Source organism: Devosia lacusdianchii, assembly GCF_022429625.1.
In the GTDB taxonomy this organism is placed as follows: Bacteria; Pseudomonadota; Alphaproteobacteria; order Rhizobiales; family Devosiaceae; genus Devosia; species Devosia lacusdianchii.
Genome location: NZ_CP092483.1, coordinates 2,516,331 through 2,542,868, shown reverse-complemented (window position 1 = coordinate 2,542,868; position 26,538 = coordinate 2,516,331). Strand labels below are relative to the sequence as shown.

32 protein-coding genes are annotated in these 26,538 nt (G+C 63.0%); 7 read left to right on the top strand and 25 right to left on the bottom strand.

The window, feature by feature from the left end:
• Positions 1-4 precede the first annotated feature (4 nt).
• From MF606_RS12545 to purC, 14 genes are all read right to left on the bottom strand, one after another.
• On the bottom strand, positions 5-631 hold the full coding sequence (locus tag MF606_RS12545; RefSeq protein ID WP_240229590.1) for an HAD-IA family hydrolase: 627 nt from the start codon (positions 629-631) through the stop codon (positions 5-7).
• Positions 628-948, bottom strand: a complete 321-nt coding sequence (locus MF606_RS12540) for a DUF6665 family protein (protein WP_240229588.1) — start codon at positions 946-948, stop codon at positions 628-630. The genes MF606_RS12545 and MF606_RS12540 overlap by 4 nt, the downstream gene beginning before the upstream one ends.
• Positions 949-950: 2 nt before the next feature.
• Positions 951-1,184, bottom strand: a complete 234-nt coding sequence (locus MF606_RS12535; protein WP_240229587.1) for a BolA family protein — start codon at positions 1,182-1,184, stop codon at positions 951-953.
• 92 nt (positions 1,185-1,276) lie between these two features.
• A complete protein-coding gene (locus MF606_RS12530) occupies positions 1,277-1,870 on the bottom strand; it encodes a hypothetical protein (protein WP_240229585.1) in 594 nt (197 codons plus the stop codon).
• A gap of 80 nt (positions 1,871-1,950) precedes the next feature.
• Positions 1,951-4,185 (bottom strand): phosphoribosylformylglycinamidine synthase subunit PurL, encoded by a 2,235-nt coding sequence (gene purL / locus MF606_RS12525; protein ID WP_240229583.1) that lies wholly within the window; start codon positions 4,183-4,185, stop codon positions 1,951-1,953.
• Positions 4,185-4,793, bottom strand: a complete 609-nt coding sequence (locus MF606_RS12520; RefSeq protein ID WP_240229581.1) for a DJ-1/PfpI family protein — start codon at positions 4,791-4,793, stop codon at positions 4,185-4,187. Before MF606_RS12520 ends, purL begins: the two co-directional genes overlap by 1 nt.
• Positions 4,786-5,445: a Pr6Pr family membrane protein gene (locus tag MF606_RS12515; RefSeq protein ID WP_240229580.1), complete on the bottom strand. Its 660-nt coding sequence runs from the start codon at positions 5,443-5,445 to the stop codon at positions 4,786-4,788. The genes MF606_RS12520 and MF606_RS12515 overlap by 8 nt, the downstream gene beginning before the upstream one ends.
• A complete protein-coding gene (purQ, locus tag MF606_RS12510; protein ID WP_240229578.1) occupies positions 5,445-6,113 on the bottom strand; it encodes a phosphoribosylformylglycinamidine synthase subunit PurQ in 669 nt (222 codons plus the stop codon). Before purQ ends, MF606_RS12515 begins: the two co-directional genes overlap by 1 nt.
• 114 nt (positions 6,114-6,227) lie before the next feature.
• Positions 6,228-7,310: an acyltransferase family protein gene (locus MF606_RS12505; protein ID WP_240229577.1), complete on the bottom strand. Its 1,083-nt coding sequence runs from the start codon at positions 7,308-7,310 to the stop codon at positions 6,228-6,230.
• A gap of 118 nt (positions 7,311-7,428) precedes the next feature.
• Entirely contained in the window at positions 7,429-8,802 is a 1,374-nt protein-coding gene (locus MF606_RS12500) for a hypothetical protein (protein WP_240229576.1), read from the bottom strand.
• Positions 8,780-10,261, bottom strand: coding sequence for an NAD(P)/FAD-dependent oxidoreductase (locus MF606_RS12495; RefSeq protein WP_240229575.1), 1,482 nt, complete (start codon positions 10,259-10,261; stop codon positions 8,780-8,782). The genes MF606_RS12500 and MF606_RS12495 overlap by 23 nt, the downstream gene beginning before the upstream one ends.
• On the bottom strand, positions 10,258-10,725 hold the full coding sequence (locus MF606_RS12490) for a GtrA family protein (RefSeq protein ID WP_240229574.1): 468 nt from the start codon (positions 10,723-10,725) through the stop codon (positions 10,258-10,260). Before MF606_RS12490 ends, MF606_RS12495 begins: the two co-directional genes overlap by 4 nt.
• Positions 10,726-10,982: 257 nt before the next feature.
• Positions 10,983-11,225, bottom strand: coding sequence for a phosphoribosylformylglycinamidine synthase subunit PurS (purS, locus tag MF606_RS12485; protein WP_240229573.1), 243 nt, complete (start codon positions 11,223-11,225; stop codon positions 10,983-10,985).
• A 19-nt stretch (positions 11,226-11,244) separates the two neighbouring features.
• Positions 11,245-12,009, bottom strand: coding sequence for a phosphoribosylaminoimidazolesuccinocarboxamide synthase (gene purC, locus MF606_RS12480; RefSeq protein ID WP_240229571.1), 765 nt, complete (start codon positions 12,007-12,009; stop codon positions 11,245-11,247).
• Between the two features lie 212 nt (positions 12,010-12,221).
• Between purC and MF606_RS12475 the strand changes: the two genes are divergently transcribed.
• Together MF606_RS12475 and MF606_RS12470 are read left to right on the top strand one after the other, a co-directional pair.
• Entirely contained in the window at positions 12,222-12,545 is a 324-nt protein-coding gene (locus MF606_RS12475; protein ID WP_240229569.1) for a DUF1476 domain-containing protein, read from the top strand.
• Between the two features lie 107 nt (positions 12,546-12,652).
• Positions 12,653-13,135 (top strand): hypothetical protein, encoded by a 483-nt coding sequence (locus MF606_RS12470; RefSeq protein WP_240229567.1) that lies wholly within the window; start codon positions 12,653-12,655, stop codon positions 13,133-13,135.
• Positions 13,136-13,161: 26 nt separating this feature from the next.
• On the opposite strand, the gene MF606_RS12465 is transcribed toward MF606_RS12470, so the two are convergent.
• The 6 genes from MF606_RS12465 to rpe form a co-directional block, all read right to left on the bottom strand.
• Positions 13,162-14,478 carry an O-acetylhomoserine aminocarboxypropyltransferase/cysteine synthase family protein gene (locus MF606_RS12465; protein WP_240229565.1) on the bottom strand — a complete coding sequence of 439 codons (1,317 nt, stop codon included), beginning with the start codon at positions 14,476-14,478 and terminating at the stop codon, positions 13,162-13,164.
• A gap of 152 nt (positions 14,479-14,630) precedes the next feature.
• Complete coding sequence (locus MF606_RS12460) at positions 14,631-15,047, bottom strand: GNAT family N-acetyltransferase (RefSeq protein ID WP_240229563.1); 417 nt, start codon at positions 15,045-15,047, stop codon at positions 14,631-14,633.
• Positions 15,044-15,595, bottom strand: a complete 552-nt coding sequence (locus MF606_RS12455) for an RBBP9/YdeN family alpha/beta hydrolase (RefSeq protein WP_240229561.1) — start codon at positions 15,593-15,595, stop codon at positions 15,044-15,046. The genes MF606_RS12460 and MF606_RS12455 overlap by 4 nt, the downstream gene beginning before the upstream one ends.
• Entirely contained in the window at positions 15,592-16,002 is a 411-nt protein-coding gene (locus tag MF606_RS12450; protein ID WP_240229560.1) for a GNAT family N-acetyltransferase, read from the bottom strand. Before MF606_RS12450 ends, MF606_RS12455 begins: the two co-directional genes overlap by 4 nt.
• On the bottom strand, positions 15,999-17,327 hold the full coding sequence (purB, locus tag MF606_RS12445; RefSeq protein WP_240229558.1) for an adenylosuccinate lyase: 1,329 nt from the start codon (positions 17,325-17,327) through the stop codon (positions 15,999-16,001). The genes MF606_RS12450 and purB overlap by 4 nt, the downstream gene beginning before the upstream one ends.
• Positions 17,328-17,357: 30 nt before the next feature.
• Positions 17,358-18,038: a ribulose-phosphate 3-epimerase gene (rpe, locus tag MF606_RS12440; protein ID WP_240229556.1), complete on the bottom strand. Its 681-nt coding sequence runs from the start codon at positions 18,036-18,038 to the stop codon at positions 17,358-17,360.
• 159 nt (positions 18,039-18,197) lie between these two features.
• Here rpe and MF606_RS12435 point away from each other — a divergent pair, with 159 nt between their 5' ends.
• The gene (locus MF606_RS12435; RefSeq protein WP_240229554.1) at positions 18,198-18,932 is read left to right on the top strand and encodes a cytochrome c biogenesis CcdA family protein; all 735 of its coding nucleotides are present in this window, start codon (positions 18,198-18,200) and stop codon (positions 18,930-18,932) included.
• Positions 18,933-19,044: 112 nt separating this feature from the next.
• Positions 19,045-20,295 carry a GNAT family N-acetyltransferase gene (locus MF606_RS12430; protein ID WP_240229553.1) on the top strand — a complete coding sequence of 417 codons (1,251 nt, stop codon included), beginning with the start codon at positions 19,045-19,047 and terminating at the stop codon, positions 20,293-20,295.
• Positions 20,296-20,303: 8 nt separating this feature from the next.
• Here the strand turns inward: MF606_RS12430 and MF606_RS12425 are convergent, their stop codons facing one another.
• Entirely contained in the window at positions 20,304-21,176 is an 873-nt protein-coding gene (locus MF606_RS12425) for a LysR family transcriptional regulator (RefSeq protein WP_240229551.1), read from the bottom strand.
• A gap of 241 nt (positions 21,177-21,417) precedes the next feature.
• Here MF606_RS12425 and MF606_RS12420 point away from each other — a divergent pair, with 241 nt between their 5' ends.
• A complete protein-coding gene (locus MF606_RS12420) occupies positions 21,418-22,869 on the top strand; it encodes an MFS transporter (protein WP_240233841.1) in 1,452 nt (483 codons plus the stop codon).
• A gap of 26 nt (positions 22,870-22,895) precedes the next feature.
• Here MF606_RS12420 and radC read toward each other — a convergent pair whose 3' ends face one another.
• Together radC and map are read right to left on the bottom strand one after the other, a co-directional pair.
• The gene (gene radC / locus MF606_RS12415) at positions 22,896-23,627 is read right to left on the bottom strand and encodes a RadC family protein (protein ID WP_240229550.1); all 732 of its coding nucleotides are present in this window, start codon (positions 23,625-23,627) and stop codon (positions 22,896-22,898) included.
• Positions 23,627-24,460 carry a type I methionyl aminopeptidase gene (map, locus tag MF606_RS12410; RefSeq protein ID WP_240229548.1) on the bottom strand — a complete coding sequence of 278 codons (834 nt, stop codon included), beginning with the start codon at positions 24,458-24,460 and terminating at the stop codon, positions 23,627-23,629. Before map ends, radC begins: the two co-directional genes overlap by 1 nt.
• A 126-nt stretch (positions 24,461-24,586) precedes the next feature.
• Here map and MF606_RS12405 point away from each other — a divergent pair, with 126 nt between their 5' ends.
• A complete protein-coding gene (locus MF606_RS12405) occupies positions 24,587-25,360 on the top strand; it encodes a competence/damage-inducible protein A (RefSeq protein WP_240229547.1) in 774 nt (257 codons plus the stop codon).
• Between the two features lie 102 nt (positions 25,361-25,462).
• Positions 25,463-25,960 carry a xanthine phosphoribosyltransferase gene (gene gpt, locus MF606_RS12400; RefSeq protein WP_240229546.1) on the top strand — a complete coding sequence of 166 codons (498 nt, stop codon included), beginning with the start codon at positions 25,463-25,465 and terminating at the stop codon, positions 25,958-25,960.
• 18 nt (positions 25,961-25,978) lie between these two features.
• Here gpt and MF606_RS12395 read toward each other — a convergent pair whose 3' ends face one another.
• Both MF606_RS12395 and MF606_RS12390 read right to left on the bottom strand, forming a co-directional pair.
• The gene (locus MF606_RS12395) at positions 25,979-26,281 is read right to left on the bottom strand and encodes a DUF6428 family protein (protein WP_240229545.1); all 303 of its coding nucleotides are present in this window, start codon (positions 26,279-26,281) and stop codon (positions 25,979-25,981) included.
• The gene (locus MF606_RS12390; protein WP_240229544.1) at positions 26,242-26,496 is read right to left on the bottom strand and encodes a hypothetical protein; all 255 of its coding nucleotides are present in this window, start codon (positions 26,494-26,496) and stop codon (positions 26,242-26,244) included. Before MF606_RS12390 ends, MF606_RS12395 begins: the two co-directional genes overlap by 40 nt.
• Between the last annotated feature and the right edge of the window lie 42 nt (positions 26,497-26,538).

The window sequence follows — 26,538 nt, the reverse complement described above, 5'->3', positions numbered from 1 at the left end:
AACGTCAAATCCGGGCTGCTATCCAGGGGTGACTAGTGAAATCGTCGATGGTGTCGAATTGCACGGCTTCCCAACCCGCGGCACGGGCACCTGCGATCACCGCAGGGGTGTCGTCGAAGAACAGGGGCGGTTCGTTCGGTGCTCCTATCTTGCTGTCAACGAAGGCATAGAATTTCGGATCGGGCTTTCGGGCGCCGATGCGCGCGGAGTAGAAGATGTCTTCGAAAAGCTGGTTGAGGCCGAGATGGCTCCAGAGCCAGTGGGCGCGCAGGTGTTCCTGATTGGTCGCTATGTAGAGGCGGACGTCGTCGCGGGCCTTGAGGATGCGAACCTTGTTGAGCAGTGGCTCGTTAAGCACGCTGTCTTGATTGAGCCAGTAGTGGGCGAACGCCATTGGTGAGCCACGATAACCGAGCGGTGGCAATCGGCGCTCAAGCGCATCGAGTAGAGCCATTTCACCAACGATGACCTTCTTGACGAAGATATCGAAGATGAATTCCTGGCGGAAGCGATCGGGGTCTACGCCCGTATCGGCCAAAAGGTCCTTGTCCCAAGGACGGACCCGAGCAGGGTTCGTGTGATAGCCATGCACCAGCACGCCATCGACATCGAGCAGGACGGCGCGGGTCACGCTTTGTGTTTCGTCATTGCGCCAAGTCCGGCAAGGACTTCGCGGGGAATGTTCAGCTCTTGAATCACGTCACTGTGGCGGCGGAAGCCGATCAGTTCGCGTTGGACGAAGTAGGCCCAGACGGCTTCCCGGGCTTCAGCGAGAATCGTCGCCCGTTCACCTTCGCCGGCGGACAGGGCCGCGATGGTGCTTATGACTTTACGCTCGGCGCCGCTGAGCGAGGAGGCGCGCTCCGCGAGAATCTCGTGCTCGAGGGCGGCGGTGCCGGCCTCGGGGCGGACCGTGCGGATCAGATCAAGCGAGTCGCGCAGCGACACGGCTATTCCGGGGCGCTGGTCTGAAGGGCCAGGGCATGCAAAGCGCCGCCCATGTCGCCCTGGAGGGCCGCATAGACGATCTGGTGCTGCTGCACGCGCGACTTGCCGCGGAACTGCTCGGAGATCACCGTGGCAGCATAGTGATCGCCGTCTCCGGCCAGGTCCCGGATATCGATATCGGCATCAGGGAGAGCTGCCTTGATCCGGCGCTCGATTTCGCTGGCATCCATTGGCATGGCTCAACTCCTCGTATCGTCGGCAAGACCGCCGACTCCTGCAAGATATGGCAGGGCGGAGGCCGCTTCAATACGGGCCTGACTAAACTCCCCTATTGGGCGGGGTTGGCCGGCTCGTCCACCGTCGCGCCAATGCAGCATTCGGCGTCGGAACGTGTCGAGAAATTGGCGACGATGAAGTTGACGATCGGGCGAGCCTGGGCGGCCACGTCGGTGGCGAACAGGCAATCGAGCGTGTAGCCGCGGCCTGCGTCGACGGTTTCGGTATGGACGATGGTCAACGGTACGCCCATGGGCGAGTCGGTGCTGGTGCCTTCGTAGATCAATGCAGTACCGCTCTGGTAGGCCGTGGTGGCCTTGGTGCCCAACGTGAAGCCGGCAAAGGTCTCGGCCCAGCTCGCGGTCACTTCGCCGTCGTCGAGCGAAGCCAGCGCGTTTTCGGCCGTCCATTCGGTGTCTTCGACCGGCACTATGGTCAAATCGCATTGCAGCGGGGCATTCGGGTGATTGATGGTGACGGTGCCGCCCGCCTCCCCCGAAGCGATCATCGTGTCGGGGTAGATGAGGGTGTAGGGCTGGTTGGCGAGAATGGAACGACTGACATTGACGCTTTGAGCCAGGGCTACGGCCGGCAGCAAGCCGAGAGACAGGGCCACAAGGCCGCCAATTGCCGGACGAAGGTTCATCGTAGTCTCCGAAAAAGTGACGCCGCCCCTTGAGTGTGAGAACACTCCAAAGAGCGGCGATCATAAGGCGGCAATGTTAATTAAGCAGCAGCGCCATCCATGTAGCTGGGGAACCAGCCTTCATGTGCCGTCTTGAGCGTGGCGACCGGGATAGCGCGAGCCTCGCCCAGAATCAGGTCCGTGCCGCCGGTGGTGCCGATCCACGGGCAGAAGACGCCGAGGGCGTCGCTCTCGCGCCACAGGTCGGTAATCTCGTCGCCTTGCGGGTCGAGATTGATGGTCACGAGGTAGCGCCCCTGATCTTCGCCGAAATATTGCAGGATCGGATCATGCTCGACCAGATCGACGACCGTTGCGCCGATGCCCGAGGCGATGGCCATTTCGGCGAGGCCGACGGCCAGGCCGCCATCGGACAGGTCGTGAACGGCCGTGGCGATGCCGGACCGGATCAGCTTGCGGACGAAGTCGCCGGTGCGGCGCTCATGGGCCAGATCGACCGGCGGCGCAGAGCCGTCGCGACGGCCGAAGAGGTCGCGCAGGTAGATGGACTGGCCCAGATGGGTGCCGCGCGTGGCGGGCGAACCAACGAGCAGAATGACCTGGTTTTCGGCGGCGAAGCCGATACGGGCCATCTTGTTCCAATCGGGCAGCAGGCCGACGCCGCCAATGGTCGGGGTCGGCAGGATGCCGCGGCCATTGGTTTCGTTGTAGAGCGAGACGTTGCCCGAGACGATGGGGAAGTCGAGCGCACGGCAGGCTTCGCCGATGCCCTTGATGGCATGGACGAGCTGGCTCATGATTTCCGGGCGTTCCGGATTGCCGAAGTTGAGATTGTCGGTGGCGGCCAGCGGCTCGGCACCGGTGGCGGTCAGGTTGCGCCAGGCTTCGGCGACGGCCTGCTTGCCGCCCTCATAGGGGTCGGCCTCGCAATAGCGCGGATTGACGTCGGAGGTGAAGGCCAGGCCCTTGGTGGGGTGGCCCTCGACGCGGATGACGCCGGCATCGCCGCCCGGGCGTTGCAATGAATTGCCCTGGATCAGGGTGTCATACTGCTCATAGACCCAGCGGCGCGACGCGATCTGGTGGCTGCCCATGAGCTTTAGCAGCGCATCGGCGACATCCATCTGTGGGATGTCATCGGCGGCGAGGGCCGGGGCGGGGACAGATGGCGTCCACGGCCGATCATATTCGGGCGCCTCGTCGCCGAGTTCCTTGATCGGCAGGTTGGCGACTTCCTCACCCTGCCATTTCACCCGGAAGCGCAAGTCATCGGTGGTGTGGCCGACGGTGGCAAAATCGAGTTCCCACTTCTCGAAGACGGCGCGGGCTTCCGCCTCCTTCTCGGGATGCAGCACCATGAGCATGCGCTCCTGGCTTTCGCTGAGCATCATCTCGTAGGGCGTCATATGCGTTTCGCGCACCGGCACCTTGTCGAGGTCGAGCTCGATGCCGAGGTCGCCCTTGGCGCCCATTTCGACGGCTGAGCAGGTGAGGCCGGCCGCACCCATGTCCTGGATGGCGATGACGGCGCCGGTGGCCATCAATTCGAGGCAGGCTTCGAGCAGGCGCTTCTCGGTGAAGGGGTCGCCGACCTGAACGGTTGGGCGCTTTTCGTCGATATCGCCGCCGAATTCAGCCGAAGCCATGGTGGCGCCACCAACGCCGTCACGCCCGGTCTTGGCGCCGAGATAGACGACGGGCAGGCCGACGCCTTCGGCCTTGGAGTAGAAGATTTTGTCGGTATCGGCGAGGCCGGCCGCGAAGGCGTTGACCAGGATATTGCCGTTATAGCGCTCGTCGAACTCGACCTCGCCGCCCACAGTCGGGACGCCAAAGGCATTGCCATAGCCGCCGACGCCAGCCACGACGCCGGAGACGAGATGGCGGGTTTTTTCATGGTCGGGGGAGCCGAAGCGCAGCGCGTTCATCGCTGCGACCGGACGGGCGCCCATGGTGAAGACGTCACGCAGGATGCCGCCAACGCCGGTCGCCGCACCCTGATAGGGCTCGATGAAGCTCGGATGGTTGTGCGATTCCATCTTGAAGACCACGGCCTGACCGTCGCCGATATCGACGACGCCGGCATTTTCCCCGGGACCCTGGATGACGCGCGGACCCGTCGTCGGCAGGGTCTTCAGCCACTTCTTGGACGACTTGTACGAGCAGTGCTCGTTCCACATCGCCGAGAAGATGCCGAGCTCGGTATAGGTCGGCTGACGACCGATCAGGGACACGATCTTCTCGAACTCGTCGGGCTTGAGGCCATGGTCGGCCACGAGCTGCGGCGTGATTTCGATGTTGTTCTGGTAGGTCATCAAGAGGTTTTTCCGTAGGGAGGCTCTGGAAAATATTCCATGCGGGTCTGGGTCGAGCGGGCGAGGTCCTCGCCGAACAGGTGCCCGACAAGCCAAAGCGACATATCGATACCGGCCGAGACGCCGGCGCTGGTTACCACGCTGCCGTCATGCACGTAGCGTTCGTCAAGGATGTAGGTGTGTGGCGCATGGGCGCGCAGGAAATCGAGGGCGCCGCGATTAGTGGTGGCGCGCCGGCCTTCGAGGAAACCAGCGCGCGCCAATAGAGCTGAGCCAGTGCAGACCGAGGTTTGCCAGGTCGCTGCCGCCAGATAGGGGCGCAGGGCGGTGTTGAAGCCGTCATCCTGAGCTAGCACCCGAGTGCCCTTGCCGCCGGGCACCAGCACGATGTCGGCGTGCGGCGCATCGGCGAAGGGATAGTCGGCGGTGACCTTTAGGCCCTTTGCGCAGGTGATGTTGCTATCGGGCCAACCCAGCGTGAACACCGAAAGCGGTGCGCCGAGGAGCTTGGCCATGGTGAAAACTTCCCAGGGACCCACGAAATCGAGCTCTTCCACATCGGGGAAGATCAGGATCGCAACGCTCATCAGGTGCGCAGCGTCAGTCATGGACCACGTTCCAGCGGCGGGACAGGACCTGATCCAGCCCAATGACGATGGCCAGTAGCACCGTGAGGCCGATGGTCATGTAGGCCGCGTTGATCAGAACCTGACCATAGCCCAGCTTGATCGCGTTGAGGATGGGGTAGGGGTATTCCTGCACCCAGACGCCACGGGCCATCGCATAGATGAAATAGACCAGAGTGGGCACCAGCATGATGGGCAGGTTGGCCCAGCGCAGCACGCCGTGGCGCTGAGCGGCGACCCACCACAGGATGTAGAGTGTGGGATTGAGGTAGTGAAGGATGTTATCGGCCAGCAGGTCCGGGCCTTCGAGCACCGCCAGGTGTCGCAGCACGAAGAACACGTAAAGGCCGACTAGGGCGATATTGGCGGCCATCATGCCGCGCACGACCGGGCTGCGGAACAGCTCAAGCCAGGCGGCGGGCAGGACTTCGGACAGGTAAATCAGGACCAGAACGACATTGGTCAGTATGGTGTAGTAGGCGAAGAAATGTCCGAGAAAGCCGGGGAAGTCGCGCCCGTTGGCGAAGGCCAGTTGCATGGACAGCATAAATTGCAGACCCAGGCCAGCCGCACCGAATGCGAGCCCGAGCCAGGGGAGCAGGCGCCGCGGATTGACCGGCGCGCGCACGCTCATTATGCGGCCTCGCCCAGCAGCCCGGAGAACAGGGCCCGCCCATCGTCGCCGCCGTGGGCGGATTCGATCAGGTTTTCGGGGTGGGGCATCAGGCCCAGCACATTCTTTTGCTCGTTGAAGATGCCGGCGATGTCGTTGATGGAGCCGTTGGGATTGGTGCCCTCGGCGTAGCGAAAGGCGACGCGGCCATCGCCTTCGAGGCGGGCGAGCGTTTCGCTATCGGCGAAATAGTTGCCGTCATGATGGGCGACGGGGCACCGGAACACCTGGCCCTGCGCGTAGCCGCGGGTGAAGGCGGTGTCGGCATTGGTGACTTCGAGCTTGACCTCGCGGCAGACGAATTTGAGCGACTGGTTGCGCATCAGCGCGCCGGGGAGGAGGCCGGCTTCGAGCAGGATCTGGAAGCCATTGCAGACGCCGAGCACCTTGACGCCGGCAGCAGCACGGTCGCGGACGCGGTCCATGATCGGCGAGCGCGCGGCAATGGCGCCGCAGCGGAGATAATCGCCGTAGGAGAAGCCGCCAGGGATCACGATCAGGTCGACATCGGGCAGGTCGGCATCCTGGTGCCAGACCGTGGCTGGGGCAGTGCCGGAAACCTTGGTCAGCGCCGCGATCATGTCGCGGTCGCGATTGAGCCCGGGGAAGACGATGACGGCGGATTTCATCGGCTAGTCCTCGCTATGTCAGGAGTTGCGAGGCCCTTTTGGTGAGTCTTGGCAAAAAAGGCAAGGGCCGAGATTGGATATCCCGGCCCTCGCGATCCAAATCTGGCGGCGACACTACTCGGCGGGCGACGCGACTGCCTCGCCACGCGGGTGCCGCGCGCGCAAAGTGCCGGGCAGATGCGCCCAGGCGGGACGTTCGAACAGGAACTTGCCGAGGCCTGTGCGCTGCACCAGCCACCACAGGATGAGCGGCGAGCCGATGGAAACGACCATGGTGACAAGGCTCAGCAGGTTCGGATCGGTAACGCCGACCTTGAGCAGCACGGTGCGGGCGATGCCCATGGGCAGGACGAAGGCGAGGTAGATGATCAGCGATTTGGTGCCCAGCCACTGCAGCCAGGCCATCCAGGGCAGGCGCGTCAGCAGCGCAGCGATGACGCAGAGTGCCGAGGTGCCTGTTAGGGCCAGCGCCAGGTGGACACCAGGCAGCGCCGCATAGCCCATCTGGATGTGGACCGGGCCCATGACGAAGCCACCCGCAAACACCAGGACGGCGTTGGCGACAGCCCATGCGGCAAGACCAGCCAGAGCCAGGCCGACGTGGTCGACGGCCCAATCGGCGAGGCGGAAGAGCTGGGGGGCAAAGACGTAGCCGGCGTAGAAATAGACGAAGTAGGTGGCGAACTGGTCGATGACGTAGCTGCCGGTATGGATGCCGGCCATTTGCAGGCCTGCGGCGACCGCGAGTACAGCCCAGTGCGGCGCGCGAAGCTCGAACAGCAGCTTGGTGACCGCGCCGAAGACGGCGAGCATGTAGATAAACCACAAGACGCCATAGGGCTCGATCAGGCCCCAGGCCGTGTAGCTCGCGGCGCCGATGGGGTCGCGACCGAGCAGGGCGATCTTGAAGACGATATGGATGACCGCCCACAGCGCGTAGAAATAGAAGTAGTGCACGACCCGGCGATCAGCGAAGGCGCGCCAGGGGCGGGCGATCACCTGTGACAGAAACAGTCCGGAGATCAGGAAAAACTCGGGCATGCGGAATGGCGTGGCGAAGGCGATGGACCAGTGCAGGAACCCGGTCTGGCCGGTATCCTCGCCTATGCTCGAGGCGCAATACATCATGACGACGAGGAAGATGGAAAGGCCCTTGGCCATATCCACCCAATCGAGCCGTTTCGCATCTGCCGACATGGCCGCACTCCGCAAGTTTGTGGAGCGCATAATAGAGCCAAGCTCGTTGCCCGCGCATAACGACTTCGCGACAGGCTTAAGAGAAGTGCTTAACTGGTAAGGATTTAGCTAAACACGATCAATCGATGCGGAAAGCATAAATGTGACCGTCGCTGAAGTTCAGGGCCGAGCCAACTGGTGTGGGGGTGCGACCTGAAGCGGCGATGAAGTCGAGTATCTGGGGGCAGTCCTTGCATACCAGCCAATAGGGTGTGGGCAAGGTTGTGAGACCGGGGTCGATTGCTGTGCGGACGCGGGTGCGCCAATCTATGGGTCCCAGCGTGGCACCGTTGTTGCCGCTGCGATAGGTGAACTCCTCGCTGGCGGCGGCCGAGGCCAGCATATAGTCGGGCCAGGCAACCAGTTGCTGGGTCGGAATGATCGTCATGCCGGCGTCGGCCTGGACGCTGCGGTAGATATCGATGTCGCCGCTCGGGTGGTACTGGAGCGAATTCCGCACGTTGGACATGCCCACTACGGCGTTCGGGAGCAGGACGAGAGCCAGCGCCAGAGCTTGTGCTTTCGTGCCGGCGGCGACAAAGGCGGTGATTGCCATTACCATTATGAACGCGGCGTGCCACGGGTGTTCGCCATAGACAACTGCCGTGCCGGCAGCGAATGCGACGGTCGCTATCAACAATGCGCCTAGGATGAATGGGCTGCGCCAGAGGCCGAGGGCGAGCAGACCGACATAAGCGAGGCTTGCGACGGGGTGGCGATAGTTGTCGCCCGGCATCCACCAGGACAGATTGTCGAGTGTGCCCGGAATGAGGTTCGCCAGGTTTGAGCTGGCCTCCGGATTGTTCATTCCAGAGATGAGGGCACTGGCGCCAAATGCCGCTGCCAGCACCGACGGTCCGATCAACCTCGTGACGCCGATGCCACGACGCCATTGCAAGAGCAGCCACAGCGCAAAGACGAAACCGGTGAAGAAGTGAAGACCGCAGCCGATCGCCAATACCCAGGTGGCCGCGACGCCGCGTCCGCTGCGATCGAGAAGAAGGGCAGCGAGAATGGTCGTCAGAACAAGGCTGTACGGCCGGAAATGGTAGCCCCATTGCAGCAGGATGACGCTATTGCATAGCACAAGTGCCAATAGCAGCACCTGACCGCGCAATACCCGCCAGAGAAGCAACGCGTTCAAGATGGCGACCGTCAACGTCAAGTAACGAGCCTGCTCAAAGCTGAAGAGGGTCGAAAGGGCCCGCAAGAGCCAGAACCACAGCGGAGGATGCCCCTCGGCGGGAATAATGAGAAAATCCATGGGCCGCGACAAAGTCTCGGCCAGCAGCCACGCCTGCGCCTCATCCCGCCATGGCGTGTGGCCGGCAAACAAGGCGATTTCGACGACGGCGTAGGCGAGCACAAGGACGAGGCTGACGAGATCGTCAGTTCTGGTCAGCTTCGCGGATTCGGCCGCGCTTGCGAGGTCAGGCGACGCGGCGGGGAACAAGGCGCTCACCGAGTTCTTGCGGAGTGTCACCGGCCTCGTGGTATTCGGCGTCCTCGTTCACGGTCCAGATGTCGAAGACCCTGGTGCCGGCGATGATGTTGCGGGCCGTCAGCATGCCCGTCATCATCGCATGGTCCTGGTTGTTGTACTTGTGCATGCCGTTTCGGCCAGCCAGGTGCAGGTTCGTAAATCGATCATCGAGGCCTTCTGCAATGGTATCGACGTTCAATTTGTAGGTGTCGTCGTACACGGGGTAGGCCTTGGGCTGTCGGACGACCGAGCCGTCGGTGATATCTTCTGGCGAAACCAGACCCAGTCTGCCGATTTCCGCCCTGGCCCGAGCGATGAGATCGGCATCACTCATGTTCCAGGTGTCGTCGCCGGCGTTGCAGAAGTATTCCATCCCGTAGCAGGCTGTATCGGTATTGGGCACCATATCGGGCGACCACGACTTGAAGTTCTGGATTCGACCGACTTTGACGCCGGGATCATGGATGTAGATCCAATTGTCGTCGAAACGCTCCTTGCCGCGGGCGATGAGCCCGACGATGAGGAAGTCGCGGTAGCGCAGACCGGCCGATGCGGCGGCCACCGCTGGATCGCTATCTGCGCCCAGCATGCGGACGAGTTCGTTGATCGCGGCGGTTGAGACGACGTGGTCGGCAGTGACCCTGGTTTCCTTGCCGTTGGCATCCGTGACAACAGCAATCCACTTGCCCGTGCCGGAGTGCTGGCTGATGGCGGTGATGGTCGAGCCCATCATGACAGTGCCGCCCGCATCGACGACCCTGTCGCGGACGCGCTCCCACATCTGGCCTGGTCCCAGGCGGGGGTAGCGGAAGCTGTTGATCAGCGTCTTGATGACGGCGTCGCCTCCGGAGGAACGCTTGCCTATACCGAAGCTCTGAACGATGGCCTGATAAAGATTGAGCCCCTTGATGCGCTGCGCGGCCCAATCGGCAGAGATTTCGGAACAGTCCATGCCCCACACTTTCTCAGTGTAGGTCTTGAAGAAGATCTGGAACAGGCGACGACCGAAATTATTGACCACCCACTGCTCGAAACTGACGACGTTGCGGTGGGGACGCGCCTGGGCCAATGCGTAGGAAATGACACAGCGCAGGGCCTCGATCGGACCCAGCTTGCTCAGCGCGTCGCCAGCGCGCAGCGGATAATCGAACAGCTTACCGCTATAGTAGATGCGGCTTGATCGGGGGCGCTGCAGCAGTTCGTCTCCCATGATCTCGGTCCACCAGGCCTCGACTTCGGCGCTTTTGGAGAAGAAGCGGTGGCCACCTATGTCGAAGCGATAGCCCTTGTAGTTCACGGTGCGGGAAATGCCGCCCACATAGACCGGATCACGCTCGACGATCGTAACGCTGCGTCCAGCCTTGGTCAGCTCATAGGCGGTGGTGAGGCCAGCAGGGCCAGCGCCGATTACGAGTGTTTCAACGTTCATGGACGCACCGCCGACCGGTTGGAGAACAGGGCCTGGAAGCCTCCACCGAAGGAGATGTGCTTGTGGGCAAAGAAGGAATAGACGGTGACCAGCCCGACAGCCGCGAGGTGGGCGAGACGTTCGGCGGGGGCGGTAGTGGGCAGCGTGTTAATCCAGCCGAAAAGGGGCAGGCCGAATAGCCCGACCAACCCGTAGGCCACCGCAAGGCGCAGCAGCAATGTAGTGAGCGAAACGGCGACGAAGCTTGCCAACTGTTTGGGGGCCGATCGTTGGTCGGCAGCGAAGACAAAGCGCCGCGAAACCAGGAAATTCACCGCCATGCCGCAGGTCGCGCCCGCGGCAATGACCGCGCCGTAGAGCCAAGGCATACGGGAAAACTCGAAAGCGAGCAGTAACTGAACGAGCGCCACGTCGACGCAAGTCGCTGCCCCGGCCGAAAGCAAATAACGTCCAAACGCGACCAAGGAAACCGCCGATGCTGCTCAAGATCAGTTCGATCTGAAGCTAGCCAGCCGGAGTTAAGAAACAGTCAGCGCTAGATTAATTCTTCCAGGCGTCTCTGATGCCTGGCGGGTCTGCTTCTTAGACTGGCACCGACGCGTAGGCGGCAAAAAGAAGGCCGAGGGTCGCGACGAACATGACCGAGAGCGAGATGGTTTTGAGCATGGCAAAATGGTCCTGCGCCAACTCTCGGCGCGACGAATAGAGTAGCCGTGAGGCGTTAATTTGAGATTTCGATCGCGTAGTTTTCGATCACAGTATTGGCCAGCAGCTTTTCACACATGCTGGTCAACTGGGAACGAGCCGCCGCCTCATCGGTTCCGTCCAGGGTAAGGTCAAAGACCTTCCCCTGTCGCACGGATGCAACACCCGGAAAGCCCAGGCCCTTGAGCGATCCTTCGATCGCCTGGCCCTGGGGGTCAAGAACGCCGGCCTTGAGGGTGACCGTGACGCGCGCCTTCATTGGGTATGCTCCCGATATGCTACTGAACGAGGCGCGGACCGGTGGTCAGCGCGTTTTCGGTTTCGACGAGAATGCCAAGCCGCTGGGCGACTTCGCGATAGTTCTCGATCAGGCCGCCAAGGTTCTCGCGGAAGCGGTCCTTGTCCATCTTGTTGCGGGTCTTGACGTCCCACAGGCGGCAGCTATCGGGGCTGATCTCGTCGGCCAGCACGATGCGCATGAGGTCGCCCTCGTAGAGGCGTCCGCATTCGATCTTGAAATCGACGAGCTGGATGCCGACGCCCATGAACAGGCCGGTCAGGAAGTCGTTGACGCGGATGGCGAGGCTCATGATGTCGTCGAGCTCAGCCGGAGTGGCCCAGCCGAAGGCGGTGATGTGCTCTTCGCTGACCATGGGGTCATGCAGAGCGTCATCTTTGTAGCAGAACTCGATGATCGACCGCGGCAGCTGGGTGCCGGGCTCAAGACCCAGGCGCTTCACCAGCGAACCGGCCGCGAAGTTGCGGACGATGATCTCGAGCGGAATGATCTCGACTTCCTTGATCAACTGCTCACGCATGTTGATGCGACGAATGAAGTGAGTCGGGATGCCCAAGCCATTGAGCTTGGTGAACACGAACTCGGAAATGCGGTTGTTCAGGACGCCCTTGCCGTCGATGACTTCGTGGCGGGCGCCGTCACCGGCCGTGGTGTCGTCCTTGAAATACTGAACCAGAGTGCCCGGCTCAGGACCTTCGAAGAGGATCTTGGCCTTGCCCTCGTAGATTTTGCGACGACGGTTCATTGGGAATCCGGGACCGTTGAAAGGAGGGAGAATTTGGCCGCTTCATGCGCCAGAACAGGGCAAAATTGCAAGCTCTTTCGCATGAGGGGGCCTTGCGTGCCGTGCATAAGGTCGCAGCGCGACCGCGGCAATTGATTTGGCTGCTTGAACCGCCTATGTCGGTTGGCAAGCGCCGGAGAGGCGGCAATTAGAGAGCCAAGTGGGAGAGTTGCATGAGCCAGTTCGAGGATCGGCAGAAGGGCCAGGAAGCCAAGTTCGCCTTCGACGCCGAAAAGAAGTTCAAGGCGGAAGCCCGCCGCAACAAGCTGGTGGGCATCTGGGCCGCCGAGCTGATGAGCCTGACCGGTGACGAGGCCAAGGCCTATGCCGCCGATGTTGTGGCCGCTGATTTCGAGGAAGCGGGCGACGAGGACGTGTTCCGCAAGGTTGCCGGCGATCTCAAGGCCAAGGGCCTCAATGTTGGTGACGACGTGATTCGGCAGAAGATGCTGCAGCTCGTGCAGGTGGCCAACGAGCAGATCGCCGCCGAGGGCTGATCGCTTTCATAGAATGCTGAAGGGGAGCTGGTGGAAACACCGGCTCCCCTTTGCTTTGCGCGGCACGAGGTTCATAGTCGTCTCACCGACTTGTGGGGAGAAGGCAAATGCATGGATTCGTTCGATATTTTGGTCTCATCGCCGCCATTCTGAGCGGCATGGTGCTCGGTGGAGCGGCTCTGGCGCAGAGCAACGACACGCGCGTCATCGTTCCGGATTTGCCTGGCGGGGCGCTCGTTTCCGGGTGCTATCGCAGCAATAACCGCATCTATGGGCATTACCGGTTCGAGTTCTGCCTGCAACAACGGGGCACCTATTCGGTGTCGGGCAGCGGCGTGCGCTGCAATGGCCGGCTGGATTGGACCGGGCGTGGCGCCGAGGTCAGTGTCCAGCTCCGCCGCACCTCCTGCGGCAACGGTGTCGCCTGGAGCGCCGATACCATGACGTGCCGCCCCAATCTGCTGCTTGGCCTGCTGGGACTGATCATCGATCCCAACCGGCCCGTGCTGTCGAGCCTGACCTGCAATTATCGGCCAGCCGCTGGCAGTGGCGAAGGGCCGACCCGGTTTACGGTGCGGCGGATAAACTAGGGCCGGCCGGAGCCGGCCCCGGCGGCCTACTCGGCGGCCTGGTCGCGCTGACCAGCAGCGTTCAGTGCCTGGTCCAGATCGGCGAGGATATCGTCGATATGTTCGATGCCGATCGACAGGCGCACATAGCCAGGCGTGACGCCGGCCGAGAGCTGCTCGGCTGGTGAGAGCTGCGAATGCGTGGTGGTTGCGGGGTGGATCGCCAGCGAGCGCGCGTCGCCGATGTTTGCGGCATGGTAGAGCAGCTGCAGGGAATCGACGAAGCGGGCACCGGCCTCGCGGCCATTGGCCAGTTCGAAGCCGATCAGGGCGCCCTTGCCGCGTGTGAGATATTTGTCGGCATTAGCACGTTGCTGGCCGGTTTGTAGCGTCGGATGGGTCACGGAGGTGACTTCCGGGCGCTTGCTGAGCCATGCGGCAACCTTGGCGGCGTTCTCGAAATGACGATCGACGCGCAAGGCCAGGGTTTCGAGGCCCTGGATGGTCAGGAAGGCGTTGAATGGCGAGAGCGCAGCGCCGTGGGTTCGGAGCAGTGTGGTGCGGGCCTTGAGGATATAGGCGATCGGGCCGAGGGGCTTGGCGGCCTCGACCCAAATCGCACCATGGTAAGCCTCATCCGGAGTGTTGAGGCGGGGCTGGCGCTCCGGATGGGCCGCCCAATCGAAGTTGCCGCCATCGACGATGAGACCGCCGATCGAGGTGCCGTGACCGCCGAGATACTTGGTGGACGAGTACACGACGACAGCGGCGCCGTGCTCGAAGGGGCGGGCGGTCAGCGGAGCGGCCGTGTTGTCGACGATCAGCGGGATGCCGTACTCACGGCCAATCGCCGCGACTTCGGCGATGGGCAGCACCGACAGCTTGGGGTTAGGCAAGGTTTCCGCATAGTAGGCGCGCGTCTTGTCGTCCGTAGCCCGGCGGAAGTTTTCCGGATCGGAGGGATCGACGAAGCGGACTTCGATCCCAGCCTCGCGGAAGGTGTTCTTGAACAGGTTGTAGGTGCCGCCATAGAGGTCGGTCGAGGCGACGATGTTGTCGCCAACCACGGCCAGGTTTTGCACGGCATAGGCCGATGCGGCCTGGCCGGACGCGACGGCAAGCGCGGCGACACCGCCTTCGAGCGCTGCGACGCGCTTTTCCAGCACATCGGTGGTCGGGTTGCCGAGGCGGGTATAGATATTGCCCAGCTTGCGCAGCGCGAACAGGTCGGCGGCGTGCTCGCTGTCGTCGAACTGAAACGAGGTCGTCTGGTAGATCGGCACGGCAACCGAGCCGGTGGTGGGATCAGCGCGCCAGCCGGCGTGCAGACCCTGCGTCTCGGGATGCTTGGAATTGACGGTCATCTTGGCCTCCGGCTCTTGGCTACTCGCAATGCAGTGAGCGTAGACGCGACGGCTGCAAGGATCGAGGCCTAAACTACCAAATTAGTCGAGTATAGGCGGAAAGGGGTTCTGCCGGATTTCGGTTTGGCGACAATGCTTAGCGCAGGTCCGGTTCAGCCGATGCGCATGCCCATGCCAACGGACGCCGGCATGACGGGCGCAAAGCCGTATTTGGCGTAGAGGTGCTGCGCGTCGCCGTCAGCGATGAGGCTGACATAGGCGCTGGCAGGCGCGTTGGCGCGGAGGTGATCGACCAGTGCGGCAACGATCCGCTTGCCGAGGCCCTTGCCCTGGTGGGCGGGCTCGACCGCGATATCGACAATCTGGAACGCCGTGCCGCCGTCGCCGATGACGCGGCCCATGCCGATGGTTTGGCCAGCATGACGGATGGTAACTGCATACCAAGTGTTTGGTAGGCCGACTTCTGCGGCTTCCAGCGACTTGGCGCTGAGGCCGGCAACCTGGCGCAGGCGGCGATAGTCGGCGGTGGTGGGTGTGCCGACGATCAGTTCATGATCTTTCTGTGTCATTTGAGGCGCTGCATGAGGCGAGTGAACATCAGAAGGCCCTCCGGCCAGGGGCCGTGGCCCGATGCGACATTGATATGGCCGGCCTCGCCGGCGAGGTGGAAATCCGAACCCCAGCAGGTCGCGAATTCCACTGCCCGATCGATGGTGCAGAGTGGATCGTTGGTCGAGGCGACCAGCATCGAGGGAAAGGGCAGGGGATCGCGGAGGATCGGCCGGAAGCCGTAGGTCTCCTCGGGCGCGGCCGAACTCAGCTCGATGTCGGGCGGGGAGACGAGGAACGCGCCGCGCACATTGTTGGGCAGGCGCGGACCGGCATGGGCCACGGCAATGACGGCCAGTGAGTGGGCGACCAGAACCACGGGACGCGTGGTGAGGCGCGCGGCCTGATCGATGGTGGCGACCCAGTCATCCAGATCGGGTTCGTCCCAATCGGCCTGTTCGACCACGGCAGCACTGGCCATGCGCTCGGCCCAGCGCAACTGCCAATGGCCCGGGCTGGAATTGCCGAGGCCGGGCAGGATCAGGATGTCGCATTCCGAGATTTTCATGCGCTGTCGGTCCGGGGATGAAAGAACGCCTTATACTGTTCCATGCCGAGACCGGCATAGAAGCTCTCGGCAGCGGGCTCTGAGACCAGTATGAACCCGAGCTTGGGCCCGAGGATTTCCCTGCACTTGGCGATCAGGCCACGGCCGATGCCCTTGCCCTGCTGGCTGTCGCGCACGGCCAGGTCCATGCAGTAGCAAATCCACGCGCCGTCGCTCATGCAGCGGGCCAAGCCCACCGCCTGGCCGGAGTCATCGCGTGCGGTAACGATGAAGTTTGAGCCATCGATCATCGCCCGCACGCGTTCGGGGTTGGCGATCGGGCGATTGGCGCCGAGTGTCGTCTCGCCGACCACCGCGATGTAGTCAGCGACCGGAAGGTCCTGCTCGCGCTGGTAGGTGATGCTCATCCAAAGACCCGCTTGAAGATCGTATCGACATGCTTGAGGTGGTAGGCGTCGTCGAACATGGCGTCGATTTGTTCGTCAGGCAGAGTCACTTGCGGGTCGGCCTTGAGGTTGACTGCGAACTGGCCGGTGCGATCGCCGCGCATTTCCCAAACCTTCATGGCGTTGCGCTGCACGGCGGCGTAGCTGTCCTCGCGGCTGTAGCCGGCCTGAGTCAGGGCCAGCAACATGCGCTGCGAATTGTGGAGGCCGCCGAGCAGGTCGAGGTTCTTGCGCATGTTTTCGGGGTAGACGACGAGCTTGTCGATAACGCCGGTGAGGCGGGCCAGCGCGAAGTCGAGGGTGACCGTCGCATCGGGGCCGATCATGCGTTCGACCGAGGAGTGCGAGATATCGCGTTCGTGCCAGAGGGCGACGTTCTCGAGGGCAGGGGTCACCATGCCGCGCACCAGGCGGGCGAGGCCGGTGAGGTTTTCGGTCAGCACCGGATTGCGCTTATGCGGCATGGCCGAAGAACCCTTCTGGCCCGGAGAGAAGAACTCCTCGGCTTCCAGCACTTCGGTGCGCTGCAAATGGCGAATCTCGATGGCGACGCGCTCGATGGAACTGGCGACGACGCCGAGCGTGGCGAAGAACATGGCGTGGCGGTCGCGCGGGATGACCTGGGTCGAAACCGGCTCGATCGCGAGGCCGAGTTTCTCGGCGACGTATTCTTCGACCTGCGGATCGATATTGGCGAAGGAGCCGATGGCGCCGGAAATGGCGGCGGTTGCGATTTCGGCGCGCGCGGCGACCAGGCGCGCACGGTTGCGGCTGAACTCGGCATAGGCCTCGGCCAGCTTGACGCCGAATGTGGTCGGCTCGGCATGGATGCCATGGCTGCGGCCGATGGTGATGGTGTCCTTGTGCTCATAGGCACGGCGCTTGAGTGCGGCGAGCAGGGCATCGACATCGGCGATGAGCAGATCGGCGGCGCGGGCCATCTGTACCGACAGCGTGGTGTCGAGAATGTCGGAGCTGGTCATGCCCTGGTGCACGAAGCGGGCATCAGGACCGACGATTTCGCTGAGGTGGGTCAGGAAGGCGATGACGTCATGCTTGGTGGTGCGCTCGATCTCGTCGATGCGCGCGACATCGAAGCCGTAATCGCCAGTGGCGGCCTTGCGGGCGTTCATGACGTCCCAGATATTCTGGGCCGATTCCCTGGGCACCACGCCGAGCTCCGCCAGCTTGGTGGTGGCGTGCGCTTCGATCTCGAACCAGATGGCGAACCTTGTCTCGGCCGACCAGATGGAGACCATTTCGGGGCGAGAATAGCGCGGGATCATGGGCTTAGGCTTTCTGGTTCAGAAATTGAGTCAGGCGCTGCGGCTGTTGGCGGCCTGGCGGATGGCGGCGATGCGCGGGGCGTAGGTGGTGGCGTCATTGCCGCCGAGGATGGCCGTGCCGGCGACGAAGACGTTGATGCCAGCGGTGGCAAGCTCGCGGGCATTGTCGGCAGATACGCCGCCATCAACCTCAAGCTCGATCGGACGATTGCCGATCAGTGCGTTGGCCTGGCGGATCTTCTCCATGGCATGGGGAATGAATGCCTGGCCGCCGAAGCCGGGATTGATGCTCATCACTAGCAGCAGATCGATGTCGTCGAGAATGTTCTCGACCGCTGCAAGCGGCGTTGCCGGATTGATGGCCACGCCGGTGCGCTTGCCTTCGGCCTTGATGGCTTGCAGCGAACGCTGCAAATGCGGGCCGGCTTCGGCGTGAACAGTGATGCTATCGGCACCGGCCTTGGCAAAGGCGGTGATGTAGGGATCGACCGGCGCAATCATCAGGTGCACGTCGAAGGGCTTGATGGTCAGCTTGCGGATGGACTGCATGACCATGGGGCCGAAGCTGATATTGGGGACGAAATGGCCGTCCATGATATCGACGTGAAAATAGTCGGCGCCAGCGGCGTCGAGCGCGACGATCTCGTCGCCAAGGCGACTGAAATCGGCCGACAGAATCGAGGGAGCGATGCGGATGGGTCGCGTGGTCATGAAGGCTTGCCTTGCCACAGGAGGAGCGCGTCTCTGCCATATAGTTTGAGGCTGGCGCGGGCAAGGGTGGGGCATCACAAACCGGCGATGCGACAGCGCGCGCATTGCTTTGTCCTCGCGACGCGCTAGAAACGGCGTCGCAATAGGAGCGTCAGCCTCTTGGAATTTTCTCTGCCATTGGTGTTCGGCGCAGGCGTGCTGAGTTTCCTCTCCCCGTGCGTGCTGCCGCTGGTGCCGCCTTACCTCACCTATATGAGCGGCGCGAGCTTCGATCAGCTGCGCGACGAAGGCACTACGGCCGGTGTGTTGCAACGGCGCGTGGCGTTTACCTCGCTATTCTTCATCCTGGGGTTCTCGATCGTCTTCGTGACCCTGGGTGCGACGGCCACGGCATTCGGCCAGGCCTTCCGCCAGGCGCTGCCGATTCTGACGCCCATTGCCGGCATCATGATCATCGCCATGGGCCTGCATTTCATCGGCGTCTACCGCATCGGGCTGCTGGATCGGCAAATGCGCCATCAGGGACCTGGCGTTGCCAGCGGGCCAATGGGCGGCTTTCTGCTTGGACTGGCTTTCGCCATCGGCTGGACGCCTTGCATCGGGCCGGTGCTGGCGGCGGTGCTGTCGGTCGCGGCCAGTCGGGGGACCGCGCTGGAGGGGGCAGGGTTGCTCGGGCTCTATTCGCTGGGGCTGGGTGTGCCGTTCTTCCTCGCGGGAATCGCGATCGGGCCGTTCCTGGCTTTCTTCAACGGCTTCAAGCGCCACCTGCGCCGGGTGGAGCAGGTGATGGGCGTGTTGCTCGTCGTCACCGGTCTGTTGTTCCTCACCGGCAATTTTACCCGCATATCCTATTGGTTTCTCGAAACTTTTCCGGTTTTGGCGACCTTCGGCTGACTTAGCGCACGTTAACCGTGGTTCGTCTTTCCGCTCGCGCGGGCTCGCATTCGCGTGAGATTGAACATCGGTTTACCCGGTTCGGGCAAGGTGTCCGCGAGGGGGAGGCACGGTGCTGGCTTTTCAGGCAATTCCGGCGAATTCCAGCGCGAGCGGTGTGGGCACGCAGGCCTTGCCGATCGCCGGCCGCGTGCTGGGTGAAATCAGCGCAGCCGTGACCGACGATATCCGCGAGGTCGAGTCGATCTGGCGCGGACTGCAGGCCGGCGGCGTCGAGTCCCCTGGCCAGAGCTTTGATTTCATTCGCCTCTGGGTTGAAAACCGTCGCATTGCGCGGACCGATCAGCGTTACGTGGTCGGCTCCGTCGACGGCGTGCCTGTGGCGCTATTGGCACTGCATCGTAAGCGGGTGCGCGGGGTCCCGGTGTTTACCTGGTTCCCCGGCGCCAATGTCGGCTGCTACGCTCCCGTTGCGAATTACGGCCGGTTGGCGGCCCTTGAGCCGATCGGGCGCAGTCTGCTGTGGCAATCGATGCTGAGCCGCCTTGAAGGGGCCGACGTGGTGTATCTGCGCGCGATCCCCGTCGAAGTGGGCGGGCATGCGGGACTGTTCAACGAACTGGGCGTGACCGTAGCGGTCGAGAAGGTGTATCGATCCGAATATGCGAATTGGGAGGAATGCGACCGGCTCCAGCGCAATAAATCGCGGCGCAAGCACGACCGGCAGCAGGGCGATCGACTCAGCGCGCTCGGTGATGTGACCTTCGAGGTCATTCGCAATGGTGGCGACACAACCGGCGCGATCGATACCATGTTCCGGCAGCGCTCGGCCCGCTTCAAAGTCATGGGCGTCCGCGACCCGTTCGCGCATGATCGGTTGACCAGCTTCTACCACGACGCGGTCAAGCCCGATTCAGGTGTCGACGTGCGGCTGCATGTCCTGCGGCTCAATGCGGAAATCGTCGCGGTGCGCTACAATATCGTGCAAGGCGACCGCATGTTCTGCCTTATTTCCTCGATGAGCGACGATCCGGCCATTCAGCAGGGATCACCGGGCAAGCAATGCCTGCTGCGGGTCATGCAGAGCGTGTTCGACGATGGTATTCGCGTCTTCGACATGGGCAGCGGCTTTACTGACGAAAAGCGGCACTGGTGCAACGTCCAGACTCCGCTGCAGCAGCACTATATTGGGCTGACCCGGCAGGGCGCACTCATCGTGGCGGCGCACCAGGCGTTTCAGCGCGCACGCTTTGCGCTCAAAGCCAACAAGCAGGTTAGATCGGCCATTCGCGGCGCGCAGGTTCTGTTCGACCGGGTGACCGGCGCCGGTAAGCCCGAAGCGCCGGCAGAGAAAGCCGAGTAAGCCGGTTCTCAGCCCAGCGACATCTGCTTGTTGCTGGCCCGCCGATGTTCACTGAATGCGGATGTTATGGCCCGGAGCGTTTCTCGCGTCTTCGGATCGGTCAGCGACGAATGCAGCACAATGGACAGGGACGGAATTGCGGGCAGGCCGAACACCTGGCCGACCTCGATCATGGAAGACGTGGCCAATCGGCGGGGATAGGCGGCGACGGCAAGGCCTGCCGACAGCGCTGCCGTAACCGCCGATGTGCTGCCGACAAAGGCCTCGGTCCACGGAATAGAGGCTCCATCCAACAGGCGTGTCGCCACCTCCCGCACGGAGCAAGCCGGGGAATGGCTGGCTATTCGCAGCGGGTCGCCGGCGTGATGCTCGAAGTCGGCCGAGCTAAACCAGCCGAAATGCTCGGGGCCAAGCACCTCGCCGTCACGGCGGTCCTCATCACTCCGGACGATCACGGCATCGAGGGAGCCGTCTTCGAAGGAATCCAGCAAGGCACGGGAAGTGTCGCTGATGACTTCGAGAGTCAGGCCCGGATCGAGCCGCTTGAGCTTGGCCAGCAGGATCGGCACTTCCGGGCCCATGATATGGGTGGCGATGCCGAGCCTAAACTTCCGGCGTTCGGCGGAGAGGGCGATGAGCGCCCGCTCGTGGGCGCACAGAAATTCCCGGGCCGCGGGGAGGAAGGCCTCGCCCTGGGCGGACAAGCGCACCTGCCTGGGCGTCCGCTCGATTAGCCTTTTGTCGAGGCGATCTTCTAGCCGCTTCAGTTTCACGCTGATTGCGCCTTGGGTCGATCCGAGAGCCTCGGCGGCGCGAGTGAAGCTCTGGAGGTCGGCGATCATGACGAAGGCGCGGACGGCGTCCACTTCAAGCGCGCTCATGGCAGCATCATCCGAAATTGTTGTCTCTGATATGACCTGACATATCATTGTCTAATGATCAAGGCCGGGGCAGGTTCCGCAGCGAACCTCCCGTCAGAACCGGGTCGCGCCGCCGCGTTCTTGCATTGCAAGAGGCGGTTACGCCGACCCTCTGACATGTAGCAACAAGGCCAAAATCGTGAGCTATGCCCCTTCATCCAAGAACAATCTTGCCCTCATTGCCGTCTGCCTTTCCAGCCTCATGTTCGGGCTGGAAATAACCAGCGTTCCATCCATCCTGCCGACGCTGGAAAAGGTTCTGCCGGCCGACTTCCAGCAACTGCAATGGATCATGAACGCCTACACTATCGCGATGTGCGCCGTCATGATGACCATGGGCGCGCTGGGCGATCGGTTCGGTCGCAAGCGCACCTTCATGGTCGGGATCGTGGTCTTCGCGATCGCCTCGCTGATCTGTGGGCTGGCCACGAGCGCACCGCTGCTGATCGCGGCGCGCTTCCTCCAGGGCCTCAGTGGCGCGGCCATGCTGGCATGCCAGGTTGCCGTGCTGTCACACCAGTTCCGCGACGGGGCTGAGCGGGGCAGGGCATTCGGCTGGTGGGGCGTCGTCTTCGGAACCGGCCTTGGCTTCGGTCCGATCGTTGGCGGCGCCATCATCACGCTCGCCACATGGCACTGGGTGTTTCTGATCCATGTGCTGCTCGCGGTGCCGGCGCTGATTCTCTCCTGGAAAAGCATCGAGGAATCGTCCGATCCCAGTTCAGACCGTATCGACTTCGCCGGCATGATCACGCTGTCGCTGGCAGTGTTCGGCATTGTCTATCTAATCACGCAGGGCCGCGAGCTTGGCCTTAGCGGCCCGACGGCGCTGACCATCCTGGCGGCGAGCGTCGCCAGCTTCGTGCTGTTCGTCGTCGTCGAAACGCGCGCAGCACGGCCGATGTTCGATTTCAGCGCCTTCCGCGTCCGCAGGTTTTCGGGAGCGTTGTTGGGGGCGAGCGGCATGAACTTCAGTTTCTGGCCGTTTGTGATCTACCTGCCGATCTACCTGCAGGCCGCGCTCGGTTATGATGCCATCGTGGCCGGCCTGACCGTGCTGGCCTATACCTTGCCGACCATTGTCGTGCCGCCGCTCGGCGAGCGGTTGCTGCTGCGTCGTGGCCCGGGCTTCGTCATTCCGGTGGGGCTGTTCACGATCGGGGCCGGCTTCGTGCTGCTGAACATTGCCGCTACGAGCGCGTATGCGAGCTGGATGACGCTGCTGCCGGGCTGCCTCGTCGCCGGGATAGGGCTCGGGCTGACCAATACGCCTGTGACCAACACGGCCACCGCCGCCGTGCCGCCGGAGCGGGCGGGCATGGCGTCCGGCATGGACATGAGCGCGCGCATGATCTCGCTGGCGGTCAACATCGCTGTGATGGGCTTCATCCTGGTGAGCGGCGTGTCGTTCCACCTGCTGCAGTCGTCGCAATTGCCGGCTTCGGTCGAGGTCGCCGCGGATGCGATCTCGGCGGGGAATTTCGTGGCGGCCGAAGGGCTGGGATTTGCCGCCTCAGTGGCGCGGGACGCGCTGGCGCAGGGTATCGGCTGGGTCACGATCTATGGCGCGGCCTGTGCGTGGGCGCTGGCCTTGCTCAGTGCCATCGTCTTCGGGCGCCGGACCATGACGGAAGCCGCGGCGTCACCGCGCTGACCGGGCGTACGCTGCGCGGTCTCAAGTCAGAGCAACTTGAGGCCGCGCAGCGAGGCGTGACCGGATTTGCCGATGATGATGTGGTCGTGCAGCGTTATGCCCAGAGGCTTGGCGATATCGGATATTTCCTTGGTCATGCGGACATCGGCCGACGACGGGGCGGGATCGCCCGAAGGATGGTTATGGACCAGGATCAGCGCTGTGGCCGATAGCTCCAGCGTGCGGCGGATGACTTCGCGCGGATAGACCGGGGTGTGGTCGACCGTGCCGGTCTGCTGCACCTCATCGGCGATCAGGCGGTTCTTCTTGTCGAGGAAGAGGATGCGGAACTGCTCGATGGACTGGAACGCCATCTGGCTGCGGCAATAGTCGATCAGTTGCGACCATGACGACAGAATGGGCTGCTCGGCATCGATGCGGTCGTGGCCGAAGCGGGCGGCGACGGCTTGGATGACCTTGATATGGGCGACCGAGGTGGGCCCCAGGCCCTCGACCTTTTCCAGCCGGGCCTGGCTGGCGTTGAACACGCCGGAAAACGAACCGAACTCGCGCAGCAGGGACTTTGCCAGCGCCTTGGTATCGCGCCGGGGAATGACAAGCTGGAGCGCGAGCTCAAGCAGCTCATAGTCCTCCAGCGCATCACCGCCGACCTTGAGAAAGCGCTCGCGGACGCGCTGGCGATGGCCGGCGTGATCATCGGCCTCGGTGCGCGGTGCAGGAACGGCGGCCTCGGCAAACTCGTCGGGCCAATCGCTCATCAGGCGGCCCGCATGACCATGGGATTGAACAGGCCGGCGGGCGACAGCGTGAAAATCTCGCAGTCCGTTTCGGTAATGCCGATCGAATGCTCGCACTGTGCCGAGAGCGTGCGGTCGCGTGTGACCGCCGTCCAGCCGTCGGACAGGATTTTGACGTGCGGCCGGCCGAGATTGATCATCGGCTCGATGGTGAAGATCATCCCCGGCTTGAGCGGAACGCCAGTTCCCGGCGTGCCGAAATGCATGATGTTGGGTTCGTCGTGGAAGAGCTTGCCTAGCCCGTGGCCAACGAAATCGCGCACCACGCTCATGCGCTCGCCCTCGGCCACCGCTTGGATGGCGGCGCCGATATCGCCGGTGGTGTTGCCGGGTTTGGCCGCCGCGATGCCGGCTTCGAGGCCGGCATAGGTGACCTCGATCAGGCGCTCGGCCTTCCGCGAGATTTCGCCGACCGGATACATGCGGCTGGAATCGCCGTGCCAGCCATCGACCACCAGGGTGAGGTCGATATTGACGATATCGCCGTCACGCAGCGGCCGTTCATCGGGAATGCCGTGGCAGACGACATGGTTGATCGAGGTGCACAGGGAGTGGCGATAGCCCTTGTAGAAGATCGTCGCCGGGACAGCGCCGTTATCGCGCGCGAATTCATAGGCGACCTTGTCGATAGTGGCGGTGGGCACGCCGGGCTCGACATATTCGGTCAGGATGTCGAGCGCCCTTGCGGTCAGGGCGCCGGCCTTGCGCATGCCCTCGAAGCCTTCCGCACCGTGCAGCGGGATAACGCCGGGTGTGCGGCGGGCTTTAGCAGGGGCATCGACAAAGGTGATCATCAAGAACTCCGGGTAATGCCGCAGAAAGTAGTCGCATGGCCGGCGGATTGGAAGGGCGACACGTATGCTTGACGCCGATATCTCGTGAAGGCATGTCTGGCGGACAGCAAGCCACGGATTGAGACCATGTCGAGTGCAGATAGCGTGACCGCCGGCCTTCTCGTGATCGGCGATGAAATTCTTTCGGGCCGGACGAAGGACGTCAATATCGGCGCCACCGCCGATTTCTGTACGGACTTGGGAATCGATCTCAAGGAAGTGCGCGTGGTAAGCGATGATACCGACGACATCGTCGATGCCGTCAACGCCCTGCGCGCCCGCTACACCTATGTGTTCACCACCGGTGGCATCGGGCCGACCCATGACGATATTACCGCCGACGCTATCGCCAAGGCATTTGGCGTGGCCTTGCCGATCAATGCCCAGGCTCGGGCTATGCTGGAAACGCGCTGGAAGGAGACCGGTACCGAGGTCAACGAGGCGCGGCTGCGCATGGCACGAATCCCCGAGGGCGCCGACCTGATCGTCAATTCGGTCAGCGCGGCGCCGGGCTTCCGCATCGGCAATGTGCATGTGATGGCCGGCGTACCCATCATCATGCGCGCCATGCTGGAGGCGCTGGCGCCCACGCTCAAGGGCGGCAAGAAGGTGCTGTCGGTCGCGGTGAAGGCAGCTGTGGGCGAGGGGACGCTCGGCGGACCGCTCGGCGCGCTGCAGGACCAGTATCCCGACGTCAAAATGGGTAGCTATCCGCAGATGGGTAAGGATCGGGTGATGACCGAGCTGGTGCTGCGCTCGTCCGACCCGGCGCGGCTGGAAGAGGCGGCGGACAAGGTGCGGGCCATGGTCGCCCAGGCACACCGCAATGCCGGCATTGAGCCGCCCGCTGAGACGGAGTGAGCATAAGTCGCGCCAGCGATTGGCGGAACCGCCTGCGTTTGCTAAGCAACGAACCCTGAAATTCACCGCGGCGCGATAGAGCGTCGGCGCAGGAGACACATTTTGAGTAATCCGAACCAGAAGTCGTTCCCGGTCACCTGGGATCAGTTCCACCGCGACAGCCGCGCGCTTGCCTGGCGGCTGGCGGGTCTGGGAACGTTCGACGCGGTCGTCGCCATTGCACGCGGCGGGCTGGTGCCGGCGGCCATCGTGGCGCGCGAGCTCAATATCCGCACGGTCGAGACCGTGGCGGTCAAGAGTTACGACCACCAGAACCAGGGCGGCATCAAGGTGCTGAAGGAAATCAGCCAGTCGGTGCTCGACATTGCCCGCAACGGTGGCAAGGTGCTGATCGTCGACGACCTGGTCGATACCGGCTCCACCGCCCGCGTCGTCCGCGAAATGCTCCCCGGCGCCCACTTTGCCACCGTCTACGCCAAGCCCAAGGGCCGCGAGATGGTGGATACGTTCATCACCGAAGTCAGCCAGGACACCTGGATTTTCTTCCCGTGGGATCTGGACGTGGCCTATGTGGCGCCGATCAGCGGCGGAACGGACTGAGGCAGGACCTACCTTCCATCAGCAACAGGGGGTCGCCTTTGCCGACGGTGCGCAGCACAGGGCTGCGGACTCGGCCTGCTGCGCCCGATGCCGCGGCTTGCAGATGGCGGCGCGAACGCCGAGCACCAAGGTCGCGCGATCGTCATCGATTGACACGTCCGCGATGTCGAATGCTCGCATGGCCTCGCCCGGTTGGGCGATTTCGATGGTCAGCCGCGCCTCATGGTTGAGGCGTACCTTGCGATCGACCTGCTCCAGGATTTTTCGGAACTTGCCGGCGGTCATTTGTCGCTTGCCTGTTTCCTGGGGAATGTCCTCCACCTGCGGTACCGTTTCGTCCCAGGCATCAGGGTTGCCGCCACAGTCCAGCGTCGTGAACGAGCCGCCTTCACCTCGGTCACATGGTAGCCGGCCTGGACGGCCCGGTCGGAATAGGTGATCGACAACGGCAGATCATCATGCCCATCGAGGCGCGCCAGCACCGCGGCCAGGCCGCTCTCGACTTCGATGTAGGGGACGGTTGCATGCGTGTTCATGTTGCGGCATCCATTGTTTCAATGATACTTGAAATATTGGAT